At 59.9% G+C, this 12,698-nt stretch carries 15 protein-coding genes and 1 tRNA gene; 8 read left to right on the top strand and 8 right to left on the bottom strand.

Annotation, left to right across the window (positions count from 1 at the left end; genetic code table 11):
• Positions 1-67: 67 nt before the first annotated feature.
• Together LB545_RS12440 and LB545_RS12435 are read right to left on the bottom strand one after the other, a co-directional pair.
• Positions 68-214: a DUF1127 domain-containing protein gene (locus LB545_RS12440; protein ID WP_224705150.1), complete on the bottom strand. Its 147-nt coding sequence runs from the start codon at positions 212-214 to the stop codon at positions 68-70.
• Between the two features lie 42 nt (positions 215-256).
• Entirely contained in the window at positions 257-397 is a 141-nt protein-coding gene (locus LB545_RS12435; RefSeq protein WP_013531315.1) for a DUF1127 domain-containing protein, read from the bottom strand.
• A gap of 235 nt (positions 398-632) precedes the next feature.
• On the opposite strand from LB545_RS12435, the gene LB545_RS12430 reads away from it, so the two are divergent.
• The 3 genes from LB545_RS12430 to LB545_RS12420 all read left to right on the top strand — a co-directional run bounded on the left by LB545_RS12430 (position 633) and on the right by LB545_RS12420 (position 2,766).
• Positions 633-1,751 carry a DUF2157 domain-containing protein gene (locus tag LB545_RS12430; RefSeq protein WP_224705148.1) on the top strand — a complete coding sequence of 373 codons (1,119 nt, stop codon included), beginning with the start codon at positions 633-635 and terminating at the stop codon, positions 1,749-1,751.
• The gene (locus LB545_RS12425; protein WP_224705146.1) at positions 1,748-2,353 is read left to right on the top strand and encodes a GDYXXLXY domain-containing protein; all 606 of its coding nucleotides are present in this window, start codon (positions 1,748-1,750) and stop codon (positions 2,351-2,353) included. Before LB545_RS12430 ends, LB545_RS12425 begins: the two co-directional genes overlap by 4 nt.
• A 194-nt stretch (positions 2,354-2,547) precedes the next feature.
• A complete protein-coding gene (locus LB545_RS12420; RefSeq protein ID WP_140495784.1) occupies positions 2,548-2,766 on the top strand; it encodes a hypothetical protein in 219 nt (72 codons plus the stop codon).
• A 62-nt stretch (positions 2,767-2,828) separates the two neighbouring features.
• On the opposite strand, the gene LB545_RS12415 is transcribed toward LB545_RS12420, so the two are convergent.
• Positions 2,829-2,913 (bottom strand) — tRNA-Leu (locus LB545_RS12415).
• Between the two features lie 475 nt (positions 2,914-3,388).
• Here LB545_RS12415 and tig point away from each other — a divergent pair.
• From tig to LB545_RS12390, 5 genes are all read left to right on the top strand, one after another.
• On the top strand, positions 3,389-4,864 hold the full coding sequence (gene tig, locus LB545_RS12410; protein WP_140495785.1) for a trigger factor: 1,476 nt from the start codon (positions 3,389-3,391) through the stop codon (positions 4,862-4,864).
• A gap of 163 nt (positions 4,865-5,027) precedes the next feature.
• Positions 5,028-5,546 carry a hypothetical protein gene (locus LB545_RS12405; RefSeq protein WP_140555296.1) on the top strand — a complete coding sequence of 173 codons (519 nt, stop codon included), beginning with the start codon at positions 5,028-5,030 and terminating at the stop codon, positions 5,544-5,546.
• 192 nt (positions 5,547-5,738) lie between these two features.
• Entirely contained in the window at positions 5,739-6,119 is a 381-nt protein-coding gene (locus LB545_RS12400; protein WP_140495787.1) for a c-type cytochrome, read from the top strand.
• A 152-nt stretch (positions 6,120-6,271) separates the two neighbouring features.
• Positions 6,272-7,207 carry a heme o synthase gene (locus tag LB545_RS12395; RefSeq protein ID WP_224705144.1) on the top strand — a complete coding sequence of 312 codons (936 nt, stop codon included), beginning with the start codon at positions 6,272-6,274 and terminating at the stop codon, positions 7,205-7,207.
• A gap of 312 nt (positions 7,208-7,519) precedes the next feature.
• Complete coding sequence (locus tag LB545_RS12390; RefSeq protein WP_140517100.1) at positions 7,520-8,341, top strand: DUF2189 domain-containing protein; 822 nt, start codon at positions 7,520-7,522, stop codon at positions 8,339-8,341.
• Positions 8,342-8,402: 61 nt separating this feature from the next.
• On the opposite strand, the gene LB545_RS12385 is transcribed toward LB545_RS12390, so the two are convergent.
• The 5 genes from LB545_RS12385 to ctaD all read right to left on the bottom strand — a co-directional run bounded on the left by LB545_RS12385 (position 8,403) and on the right by ctaD (position 12,677).
• Entirely contained in the window at positions 8,403-8,876 is a 474-nt protein-coding gene (locus LB545_RS12385; RefSeq protein WP_140665111.1) for an aminoacyl-tRNA deacylase, read from the bottom strand.
• 189 nt (positions 8,877-9,065) lie between these two features.
• Positions 9,066-9,464, bottom strand: a complete 399-nt coding sequence (locus LB545_RS12380; protein WP_140762814.1) for a cytochrome C oxidase subunit IV family protein — start codon at positions 9,462-9,464, stop codon at positions 9,066-9,068.
• A 9-nt stretch (positions 9,465-9,473) separates the two neighbouring features.
• Entirely contained in the window at positions 9,474-10,193 is a 720-nt protein-coding gene (locus tag LB545_RS12375) for a heme-copper oxidase subunit III family protein (RefSeq protein ID WP_140495792.1), read from the bottom strand.
• 13 nt (positions 10,194-10,206) lie between these two features.
• A complete protein-coding gene (locus LB545_RS12370) occupies positions 10,207-10,911 on the bottom strand; it encodes a cytochrome c oxidase subunit 3 (RefSeq protein ID WP_140495793.1) in 705 nt (234 codons plus the stop codon).
• The gene (gene ctaD, locus LB545_RS12365; protein ID WP_224705142.1) at positions 10,908-12,677 is read right to left on the bottom strand and encodes a cytochrome c oxidase subunit I; all 1,770 of its coding nucleotides are present in this window, start codon (positions 12,675-12,677) and stop codon (positions 10,908-10,910) included. Before ctaD ends, LB545_RS12370 begins: the two co-directional genes overlap by 4 nt.
• Between the last annotated feature and the right edge of the window lie 21 nt (positions 12,678-12,698).

Below are 12,698 nucleotides of genomic sequence, written 5' to 3'. Positions count from 1 at the left end.
GAGGAGGTAAGGGGTGACCGTATTCGTCAGGATCGGGGAGGAGGTCGACCCTGGCGAAATTCCGTTGTTAGATCGCCTGGCGGGCGATGATCTTGATTTCGTCGCGGACGATGCCGAGATCATGCAGCTGGCGGTTGGAAAGGCGACCCAGCTCGGTAACCGTCTCGCGATAAACGCGCCAGTTACGATAGTTGCGGATCAGGTTCGTTGTCATGCTCTTCTCAAAACTGGTTCGGACCATTCGCGGTCCGAAGCGTTAGACCGCCTTGCGAGCGACGTAAGGAATGTCGCTGCGGCTGATGCCGAGGTCGGTCAGTTCACGGTTGCTCAGGCGGCTCAGCTCGGAAACGGTGTCCCGGTAGCGGCGCCAGTTGCGGTAGTTGCGGATCAGGTTCATGGTATTTTTCGTTTCGTCTTTTCTTGCGGATCATTCCGTTTGTGTACAAACCATAAATAGGCGGGCCCATATCGATTTAAAAGCGCTATGGCTGCATGGCAGCAATGCAAATTGTGCAATGCAACATTAACAAGCCTTCGCGGACCTGACACAAAGAAGCCAGAATCAGAAAGTGCCGTGACGTCAACGGTTTGGCAGCTCCAGCTGAAAAACCGACCAAGCAGCAGGGGGAAGCATGGCGGGCTACGCGACACGGGTCAGGTCGGACATTGCGCGATGGCTTGAGGCCGGACTGATCGACGCCCCGACGGCCGATGCATTGCGGCGCGACGTCGAGATCAACGCGCGCCAGTCGTTGAGCTTCGGTTCGATCCTGGCGATGATGGCGGCGCTGCTGTTCGGCGCGGCCATCCTGATCTTCGTCGCCGCCAACTGGGAAGCCATCCCGCGGCTGGTGCGGGTTGCCGCGCTCTTTGCCGTCATCCTTGGCGGCTATGTCGGCGGTGCAGTGCTGAAAACCCGCGACCACGCGGCGATCGGCGAGGCGTTGTGGATCGTGGCGGCGGCGGCTTTCGGCGGTTCGATCGCGCTGATCGGCCAGATGTACCATCTGTCGGGCGACGAGGCCTCGGCCTTGATCACCTGGGGCGCCGGCACCGCATTGGCGGCGGTGGCGCTGCGGTCCAACCCGCTGACCGTCGCCGCGGTCGGCATCGCCGACGCCTGGCTGCTCCTGAAAGGGTTCGACTATTTCAATCGCAGCGAATTTCCGCATCTCTTCCTCGTCATGGCGGCTGTGCTGTTTGCCGTCTCGTTCTGGACCCGCAGCCAGGCGGCGCGGCACCTGATCATCCTGTCGCTGCTCTTCTATCTTGTGCTGGTCGCCGTGGATCACGAGACGCTGCCGGTGGCGATCCCGCTGGTCATCGTATCGGTATTGTTGTTCGTGGCTTCCGTCTTCGCGCCGGAACCGGTCGACCGGATCGTGCAGCTTGGCGGCCGCTTGCCGCTGCATGCTCTGCTTGGCTTCCTCACCGGACTGGCCATCATCCAGTTCGAACTGGCCGGCGAAAGCAGCTACGACAGAGGCTTCGCCATTGCTTCGGTCGTCGCGCTGGCCGGCATTGTCGCCGCCATTGTGCTCGCGGGGCGCGAGAGCCGTGGCCTGCGCTGGCTTGCCTATCTCGGCTTCGCCTTCGAACTCGCCATGATCTATGTCGTGACCTTGCAGTCGATGCTCGACACCGCCGGCTTCTTCCTTGCCGCGGCGGTGCTGCTTGGCATTCTGGCGATCGTCATCATCCGCGTGGAGAAACGCATGAAGGATCCGGCCACCGGAGGAGCCACGGCATGATGTCCGGGAAGAGGCTTGTCATCTCGGCGCTGGTGCTGGCGCTCGTCCAGATCGGCTTCCTGGGTTGGATCATCGCCGGCCGGGCGGCGATCCTGCGCAGCGGCAAGGAAGTGCTGCTGAAGATCGAGCCTGTCGATCCGCGCGACCTGCTGCGCGGCGACCATATCATCCTCGGCTACGACATCTCGCGCATACCGGTGAAGATGATCGCCAACATCCCGGCCGGAAAACTTTCCAGCGACGACACCTCGATCGTCGTCCGTCTGAAGAAGAACGCCGACGGCTACTGGACGCCGAGCGCCGCGTGGTTCGGCGCGGCGCCGACACCGACCGGTGCCGACGAGGCCGATATTCGCGGTCATGTCGCCGGAGGCTGGGATCTTCGCGGCGAGGGACTGACGATCGCGCCGGATTACGGCATCGAACGGTTCTACCTGCCGGAAGGCGAGGGGATGGCAATCCAGAACGACATGCGGGTACGCCCGTTCGGGATCCGTCTTGCACTGGCCAGCGACGGCACCGCCCAGATCAAGGCGCTGGTGGACGGCGACAAGACGCTGTTTCAGGAGCCTCTATATTTGTTTCAGGAGCCTCTATATTAAGGTGTGCAGGGGTGGGCTGCCATCCATAGCTTGAACGGGGAGGGCGGTGCGGCCTCGAAGGCTCAAGCCTTGGAAGCTTACGTCTAATCGACCTCAGGGGCGTCCTTTAGGCGCTAGCGTCTCGCCACTGGATTGTGTTGCGTGGTAGGTATATTCTCGACGCTGGCGGTGGCATTCAGAAAGATGGAAAGCCCATGGCGACCGGGTACTTGGATCACCAGTTGGAGTGTCCTTTTTGCGGCACGATAAGGCTGCGGATTCCTGCCGATGCCGAACCTTCGACGGGCATCCGGTGCGACGACTGCGGTCAGTATCTTGGCACATGGGACGAATTGCAGGATGATTTCCAGCGCCAAGGCGGTAACGATGGCATCTTCCGCCTCGACAAGGGACGTATCAAGAAGCTCGCCTAGGCAGTGTCCTGATTTCCTGCCAGCGCCTGTGCGCTAGTGGACTATCCGATGCCATGCGGCAGTGGTGCGCGTGAAGGGACTCGAACCCCCAAGCCTTGCGGCGGCAGGACCTAAACCTGCTGTGTCTACCAGTTCCACCACACGCGCCTCGGGCGGGCTGTAGCAGAGCCTCGGCGGCCTTGTCGAGGTCTTGGGAGTGAGGTGGAATACCGCATCGTCCTTTGAATATCGCGGCAGCCGCCAGCCGCGACCTGAGGGTCTGGCAATTCCGTCACGCCCGCACGGTCTGGCGATCCCATTAGCCATCATTCTGTCAATGTCAGGGCCGAAATGATGGTTATTCGCCTAAACGCGAAGATGGTTGAAAATTGGCCTCGCCTGTGACAAAAGGCGTGTCGAATGTGACGGGACGCGACGATCCGCTTCTGCAAAATGTGATAAGAAGTAGGAAAAACAAAGACTTATTCACATTTTGGAACGCAGTTTGGAAGAGTTTGAGCCGTATTTCAGGTCAAATCGCCAGGTTCCGTACCAAAAGCCATTCCCGGCAAGATTATACCGGCAGGCTGTGAACGGCAGAGAGCCGTTTGGCAGCCTCATTGGTGAAAACAAAGGTTTTACGATGCAGGTCACCGAAACACTCAATTCCGGTCTCAAGCGCGAGATCAAGATCACCGTGCCGGCTGGTGACATGGAAGCCAAGCTGATGGCGCGGCTGACGGACGCCAGGAATAAGGTTCGCATCAACGGCTTCCGTCCCGGCAAGGTGCCGGTGCAGCACCTGCGCAAGGTCTATGGCAAGTCGTTCATGGCCGAAGTGGTCAACGAGATCCTCAACGATTCGACCCGGTCGATCATTTCGGGCCGCGGCGAAAAAGCCGCCATGCAGCCCGAAGTCATCATGACCGAGGACGAGAAGGAAGCCGAGAAGATCCTGGCCGGCGGCGCCGACTTCGAATTCCGCCTTAACTACGAGATCATCCCGCCCATCGAGATCAAGGATTTTTCCGACATCAAGGTGACGCGCCAGGTGTTCGACGTCCCTGACGCGGAGATTGACGAGCAGGTCAAGCGCGTCGCCGAATCGGCGCGCAGCTACGAGCCGAAGACCGGCAAGGCGGCCGAAGGCGACCGCGTCACGATCGACTATGTCGGCAAGATCGACGGCGAGGCCTTTGCCGGCGGCGCCGGCACGGATCAGCCGCTGGTGCTTGGCTCCAAGGAATTCATTCCGGGCTTCGAGGATCAACTCATCGGCGCCAAAGCCGGCGATGAAAAGCAGGTCACCGTGACTTTCCCGGAAAACTACCAGGCGGCGCATCTGGCCGGCAAGGAAGCGACTTTCGACGTCACGGTCAAAGAAGTGTCCAAGCCGGGCGAACTCGAAATCAACGATGAGACCGCCAAGAACCTCGGCCTGGAATCGCTGGAGCGCCTGCGCGATGTGGTGCGTGGCCAGATCGAGAGCCAGTTCGGCTCGATGACGCGCCAGAAGGTCAAGCGCCAGCTGCTCGACCAGCTTGACGCGGCTTACTCGTTCGAGGCGCCTTCGAGGCTTGTCGAGGCCGAGTTCAACAACATCTGGGCGCAGGTCAACCGCGATCTGGAAGCGGCCGGCCGCACCTTCGCCGATGAAGAGACGACCGAGGAAGAAGCGCGCGCCGAATATATGCGGCTCGCCGAGCGCCGCGTGCGCCTTGGCCTTGTACTGGCCGAGATCGGCGAGAAGGCCGGGGTCACCGTGTCGGACGAGGAATTGCAGCGCGGCCTGTTCGAGCAGGTTCGTCGCTTCCCGGCCAACCAGCAGCAGGAAGCCTTCGAGTTCTACCGCAACAATCCCGAGGCGCTGAATGCGCTGCGCGCGCCAATGTTCGAGGAGAAGGTGGTCGATCACCTGCTCGGGCAGATCTCGGTTACCGACGTCAAGGTCAGCAAGGAAGAGCTGATGGCCGACGACGAGGAAGCCGAGACGGCGACCAAGGCAAAGCCGGCGAAGAAGGCCGCGTCGAAGAAGACTGAAGACAAGAAGAGCGACGACGCGGAAGAGCCGAAGAAGAAGGCAGCGCCGAAGAAAAAGGCCGCCAAGGACGCCGAGTAAATCCCGAGTTGATGGAACTGACGAAGGCCGCCCCTCGAGGCGGCCTTTTTCGTTGCGAAACTGCAACAGCCAATCCGTTTCGCGGACGGTGACCATTGTCGATACCAAGCATTGATCACTATCTGCGCTCCTGCTGCAAACCACAGGGTTGTTGGAGGGGCGGTTGAGCCTATTCTTCGAAACGCGACGCGTCGTCGCCTTGGCGATCGTCCTGGCCCTTGCCTGCGATTTCGCCCAGGCCGATGCCGGCACCTGGCGCATCGGCACGGACGATGACGGCCTTGTCACGGCTTCGGTCCATGCCACCAACAAGCTGATCACCGGCGGTGGCGCCCTGAGCTATAGCCCGATCCTGACCATCGCCTGCCGCCCGGACAGCCAACCGCGCTGGACCGAATGGTTGCAATTGAACGACACCGTCTCGGCCAATCGCAAGATCACCATGTCGGTCACCGTCGACGACGACAACAAGTTCGACGAGAGCTGGTTGGTCGGCCCGCGCGGCCGCATGCTGGTGCGCGATGGCGCCGACGGCATAAAGCGCCTTACCGCCGCGAACCGGCTCCAGCTTTCGTGGCGCTTCGGGCTGCTGTCGGGGCGGGGCCACGCCGATTTCGACCTGACCGGATTTGATGAAGCGGTCAGCCAGCTCGCCGGCAGCTGCAACGCTGCTATGCCTTGATCCGCTGCGGACAACCTAAACCTTTGTAGGTCGACCTCTTCTACCTGCCGGCCAGATTCCGTGGTATATAGAGGCCGCAATTTCATATGGGAGAAGCGGACAATCTGTTCTGCCGTACAAGGCGCATCGCTGACGATGCTGGCTTATACCAGATCGTCTCAGGCGCATTTGACGATCAGGGAGGAAAAAGTCATGCGCTTAGCCGCATTTTTCGCCGTCGTGTTTGTTGCAACCTTCGTCGCTAATCCATCGCAGGCTCAGGATACTGCGGCTGGCGAGAAGGTCTTCACCAAATGCAAGGCCTGCCACATTGCGGACGAGGACAAGAACAAGATCGGTCCATCGCTGCACGGCGTCATCGGCCGCACTGCCGGTACGCATCCCGGTTTCAAATATTCCGACGCCATGATTGCGGCCGGCAAATCCGGCGTCAAATGGGACGAACCAACACTGATGACCTATCTTCACGATCCCAAGGCTATGGTCAAAGGCACCAAGATGGCGTTTCCCGGCCTCAAGAACGATGCAGACGTGACCAACGTCATCGCCTATTTGAAAACGTTCTCCAAGTGACTTTCTCCTCCGCCATGCGTCTATCCTCTCGTTCGCCGTGATCTCGTCCGAACCCGAAGGGGCCGCGTAAGCAAAAACCGGGTTTCAATTTCGCTCACGCGTGCCTTCGGTTCGGGATCATGGCCTAGGTTTCTTGCTTCCATCGGTCTGAGATGTCGACTAGGGAAAGCCGCCTCAAGGATATCGTCATCCGCCTTCCGGAAGCGACGGCGGGTGATTTCTTCGCGCTTTTAAAACCGCGGGTCATGGCGCTTGCCCTATTCACTGCTTTCGTGGGCCTAATGACGGCGCCTGGTCCGACGAATCCGGTCATCGCGGTGATCGCCATCAGTGCGATTGCGATGGGAGCAGGCGCGGCCGGGGCGCTCAACATGTGGTACGACGCGGACATAGATGCGTTGATGTCTCGCACGTCCAAGCGGCCAATCCCGTCGGGCCGCGTCGCGCCAGGCGAAGCCCTCGGCTTCGGTCTGGTGCTTTCCGCACTTTCGGTGACGGTGCTCGGCGTGCTGGTGGGGTGGCTTGCCGCATCGCTGCTGGCATTCACCATCTTCTTCTACGTCGTCATCTATACGATCTGGCTGAAACGCTCGACACCGCAGAACATCGTCATAGGTGGCGCGGCAGGCGCTCTTCCTCCGGTGATCGGGTGGGCTGCTGCCACCGGCGCCATCGGCATTGAAAGCATCATTCTGTTCCTGATCATTTTCCTCTGGACACCACCGCATTTCTGGGCGCTAGCCCTGTTCAAGGTCGGAGAGTACGCCGCGGCAGGCATCCCCATGATGCCGAACGTGGCTGGCCAACCCTCGACCAGAAAGCAAATCTTGGCCTATTCGCTGGTTCTGGCGCCAATCGGCGTGCTTCCCTGGGCCTTTGGATTCGCGAGCGGATATTACGGGACTGTCTCGACCGTCTTGGGTGCGGGATTCGTCTGGCGCGCCTGCAAGGTGCTCACCATCCCCGACAAGGAGATGAAGCAAGCAAAGGCGTTGTTTTCTTATTCGATTTTCTATCTGTTCGCGATCTTTGCAACGTTACTTGCCGACACTATTGTAATGCGTACGATCGCATCAGCCGGCCATTGACGCCGGCGCAAAACATTACGTCGGCAGTGCGCAAAAACCCAGCAGCAGCAGAACAACGACGCCAAGGCCGAGTATGAGAACTGTCCTTCCGTTCATGACCCTTCACCTTCGACTTGAGGAGAATATCGAAGAAAGGCGTCCAGAGCTAGACAGGCGACCGGGCCTTCTTACCCAACCTTCTTACAAAGCGCGACAAGTCGCTCGCATGAGAGTATATTGATCCTGGTGCAGGTCGCGGTTTGCGTGGCCAGTCATGCAGAACGGCAGCACCGTGAAACCGCGGCCTTACCAGACCTGTCTGGAGGAATGGTCATGGCAAGCTTTCACGTCATAGCAGGCGCCAGCGAGACGCTGGAGCACACCAGAATTCGCAAGATCGGTGTCACCGACCTTTTCGATGCGCTCAGGCGCGGCGTCGACGATTTCATGGTCAAACCGTCGCACATCATTTTTCTCTGCCTGATCTACCCGCTTGCAGGGGTCGTGCTTGCAGTCTGGACATCGGGCAATAACACGCTCCCATTGTTGTTTCCGCTCGTGTCCGGATTTGCGCTAATTGGTCCATTCGCCGCAATCGGCCTCTATGAGATCAGCCGGCGACGGGAAGCCGGGCTAGACGCCTCATGGAGGGCCGCCTTCGAGGTCAGGAATTCTCCGGCGCTGCCAGCCATCGCCGCGGTTGCGATCATGCTGCTTGCAATCTTCATCGCCTGGCTTTTGACTGCGCAGGCGTTTTACCAACACCTGTTCGGCCCCGCCCCACCGCAATCCTTCTCCAGCTTCATCAATGACATATTCGCCACAGGACGCGGCTGGACGCTCATCATCCTGGGGCACGCCATCGGCTTCGTCTTCGCTGCGATCGTGCTGTGCACGACGGTCGTCGCCTTCCCGTTGTTGCTCGAGCGAGATGTCGGCGCCTATGAAGCCATCCACACCTCGGTGCGCGTGGTGCTGGCGAACCCGATCGTGATGGCGGTATGGGGCCTGATTGTCGCCGTCGCCCTGATCATCGGCACGCTGCCAGTATTCGCGGGGTTGGCGGTCGTGCTGCCGATCCTCGGTCACGCTACCTGGCATGTCTACCGCAAGGTCGTGGAACCGCCGCCGACGGCCGGACCGGCGCCTCGATGAACTCCCTGCCGCGCCGGCAAGAGGACCGGTGCGTGCAGGTTGATCAGAGCCCTTTCCCGCTTCAGTAAGCCGGATGGCTGAAGCGGGCCTGGTGGGCGCCCATAGTCAGGTTACAGAAATCCTTGCCGCTGACACGCACCAGCGTCCTGTGATCGCCGCCCTCGAAATAGATATCGGCGGCACTGCCAAGGCTTTCGTCAAGGACTACCGGCACATCGTAGGCCGCGCCGATCGGCGGAATGGCGCCGGTATCGCAATCGTCAAAGAGCGAAACCGCTTCATCTTCGGTGGCGAGTCCAAGACTCTTGTCCATGACCTTCTGCAACGCGCCGAGCTCGATCCTATGTGTGCTGGGGACCACGGCCAGCGCATAACCCAGATCGTGGTGAACGAGCACCGATTTGGCCATTATGCTGCCGGGCACGTGCGCGGCTATAGCGGCCTGCCTGCTTGTGGCCGTGCGATGATGCGCGACAGTGTCGTAGGAAATCCCTTTCCGGTCGATATAGTCCTTCAGTTTGTTTGCGATTGTCATTTTGGGCGTCCCTTGCTGAGTTCGCGACGCAGGTCAAAACGCGGCAATCATTTCGCTTCCGTCGTTTCGGTATGAATAAAGATGGCCCAACCGTCGATTGTTTCAAGGCGAGGGTGGCGGCACCGGACCGCCCGCAGCATCGTCGGAATCCTGATCGGCCATCGACAAGGTCTGAACTCCGATTTGGCGTCAGGGCCCAGCCCCGAAAAACGCCATCCGGGTGAGAAGCGTGTAATCCGCTTCAAAGACCATCATCGCCACGAATACCAACACCAGCACGGGCGGCAGGATGATTGCGTATGTCAGCGCCAGCCGTTCCCAGGCCATGTGCATGAAAATGGCGACGATGAGCCCTGCCTTGAGGATCATGAAGATCAGGATCAGCGACCATCTGAGATAGCCGTGCAGACCGAAATAATCGATCAGATAGGAGCAGGTGCTGAGAATGAACAGCCATGCCCAGACCACCAGATAAAGCTTGATCGGGTGCTCCTGATGAACTTCTGCCGGGGGGGCGCCGGTCGTCGCCGCGTCATGAGCAGCGTGCAGCGTGTGTTGCCCGAGGCCGTTTGCGGTTGCTTCAGCCATATCTGCCTCTCACCAAAGATAGAAGAACGCGAAAATGAAGACCCAGACCAGGTCGACGAAATGCCAGTAGAGTCCCATGATCTCGACGTTCTCGTAGCGGCCCCTGCGGCTGGTAAAGAAGCCGGGCCGCCCAAAGTCAAAATCTCCACGCCACACCTTTCGCGCCACGATGATCAGGAAGATCACCCCGATTGTCACATGCGTGCCGTGGAAGCCGGTGATCATGAAAAAGGTTGACCCGAACTGGGCAGCGCCCCAGGGATTGCCCCAGGGCCGCACGCCTTCGGTGATCAGCTTGGTCCATTCGAAGGCTTGCATACCGACAAAGGTCGCACCGAGTGCTGCGGTCAGAAGCATCAGGATTGCCGTTTTGCGGCGGTCGCGGCGATAGCCGAAATTGACCGCCATGGCCATGGTTCCGCTGCTTGAGATCAGCACGAAAGTCATGATGGCAATAAGGATCAGCGGAATATCCGAGCCGCCGATACGAAGCGCAAAGACCTCGCTGGGATTGGGCCACGGCACGCGTGTCGAAATGCGCGCGGTCATATAGGAGAGCAGAAAGCAGCCGAAGATGAAGGTGTCGCTGAGCAGGAAGATCCACATCATGGCCTTGCCCCATGACACGTTCTTGAACGCCCGCTGATCCGAGGACCAGTCGGCGGCGATGCCTTGCCAGCCTGCGGGCCGCGGCTCTGTCTGAGCGATATGCGTGAGTGTCTCTGCCATCCGCCCGTTCCTCCTACGTCAGTAACCCCCGGCAAATATCGATGAAAGTCGCGGCCCAGCCGGCCAGAAGCGCGAAGATGGCAAGCCAGACGAAAAGCAGGAAATGCCAATACATGGCGCACAGCTCGACGCTGAGGCGAAGCCGCGCCGGCCTTGCCCCGTTCCAAGCGCCGACGGTTGTTCTGCCCAGGCCCACCAGTCCGCCCAGTATGTGCAGGCCATGCATTCCGGTAAGCAGGTAGAAGAAACTGTTGGCCGGATTGGAAGCCAGAAAGTAGCCATCGGCAGACAGCTCGCGCCAGGCCATAAACTGTCCAATCAGGAAGGAGAGCGCCGTGAACCCGGCGGTGGCAAGGCCGAGCTTAACCATGTCCATTTGACCCTTGCGCGCCGCGAGCGAGGCGCATTGCAGCGCAATGCTGCTGAGGACCAGCATGCCGGTGTTGAACCAGAGCAGCCGCGGCAGCGGCAGCGCCTGCCAGTCCGACAGCGCCATGCGCATGAAGTAGGCGCTGGTGATCAGCGCGAACAGACAGCCGACGACCGCCAGGAAGACGCCGAGGCCGATCTTGGCGGTCGGTAGCGCCGATCCTTCCATACCAACAAAATCCCCGGCCATACCTTGCTCGAGCCATGGCTTGGTCATCAGCCGCTGGTGGGAAAGCCACCATCCGGCAAAACCGGCGATCACGAGCATGAAGACCAGAATGACGCTCATGCCGGCTCCTTGGAGGGACCGAAGGAGCCCGGTACGTTTTGCGGGATGAAGTCCTCCTTGGCGCCCGGTACGCTGTAGTCATAGGCCCAGCGATAGACGATCGGTAGGTCCTTGCCGAAATTGCCATGGGCCGGTGGTGTTTGCGGCGTCTGCCATTCGAGGGTCGTGGCCCGCCACGGGTTGCCGCCGGCCTCGCGGCCATGACGGATGCTCCAGATCAGATTGAACAGGAACACAATCTGGGCAAAGCCGACGATGAACGCCATGATGCTGATGAACGAGTTCAGATGGTGGGCCGATTCTGTCATCACCGTCATATCGGTCAGTTCATTGTAACGCCTGGGCACGCCCATCAGTCCGAGGTAGTGCATGGGAAAGAAAATCAGGTAGGCGCCGAGGAAGGTGATCCAGAAATGGAACCGGCCCAGCGCCTCGTTCAGCATCCGGCCGGTGACCTTCGGATACCAGTGGTAGATCGCACCGAAGATCACGATGATCGGCGCGACCCCCATGACCATATGGAAATGGGCAACGACGAACATCGTGTCCGACAGCGGGACGTCGACCACGACATTGCCAAGGAACAGCCCGGTCAACCCGCCATTGACGAAGGTGACGATGAAAGCCAGGGCAAATAGCATCGGTATGGTGAGGTGGATGTCGCCGCGCCACAACGTCAGCACCCAATTGTAGACCTTGATGGCGGTCGGAACCGCGATGATCAATGTCGTGGTGGCGAAGAAGAAACCGAAATAGGGATGCATGCCGCTGACATACATGTGGTGCGCCCAGACGACGAAGCTCAGCGCACCGATGCCGACGATGGCCCAGACCATCATGCGATAGCCAAAGATGTTCTTGCGCGCATGGGTGCTGATCAGATCCGACACGATGCCGAACGCCGGAAGGGCCACGATGTAGACTTCGGGATGGCCGAAGAACCAGAACAGATGCTGAAACAGGATCGGGCTGCCGCCATTATGCTGTAATTGCTCGCCCATTTCGACGATCGCCGGCATGAAGAAGCTGGTGCCGAGCGTCCGATCAAGCAGCATCATCACACAGGCGACGAATAGCGCCGGGAAGGCGAGCAGAGCCATGACGGTCGCGGTAAAGATGCCCCAGACAGTCAGCGGCAGACGCATCAGCGTCATGCCGCGCGTGCGGCCCTGCAACACCGTCACGACATAGTTCAGCCCGCCCATGGTGAAGCCGATGATGAACAGGATCAGTGAGACGAGCATCAGGATGATGCCCCAGTCCTGGCCCCCCGGTGTGCCGGTCATGATTGCCTGCGGCGGGTACAGCGTCCAGCCGGCCCCCGTCGGTCCGCCAGGCGCAAAGAAGCTCGACACCAAAACCAGCACGGCAAGCAGGTAGATCCAGTAGCTCAGCATGTTGACATAGGGAAAGACCATGTCGCGAGCCCCCACCATCAATGGGATCAGGTAGTTGCCGAAACCGCCGAGGAAGAGCGCCGTGAGCAGATAGATCACCATGATCATGCCGTGCATGGTGATGAACTGGTAGTAGGCTTCAGGCGTGATGAAGTCGAAGGTGCCGGGAAAGCCGAGTTGCAGCCGCATCAGCCAGGACAGCACCAGGGCGACCAGGCCAATTCCCGTTGCCGTCGCCGAATACTGGATGGCAATGACCTTGGCGTCCTGCGAGAAGACGTATTTCGTCCACCAACTGTGCGGATGATACAGTTCGACTTCCGCGACTTCGGCCGGCGGGATGGCATCTGCAGGGGTAATATCGACCATAGGAACACCTCCGTGTCCTTT

It is taken from the genome of Mesorhizobium sp. BR1-1-6 (genome assembly GCF_020165355.1).
Classification (GTDB): Bacteria; Pseudomonadota; Alphaproteobacteria; order Rhizobiales; family Rhizobiaceae; genus Mesorhizobium.
The sequence above is the reverse complement of the archived record's forward strand: the minus strand, read 5'-3'. Positions and strand labels throughout refer to the sequence as shown.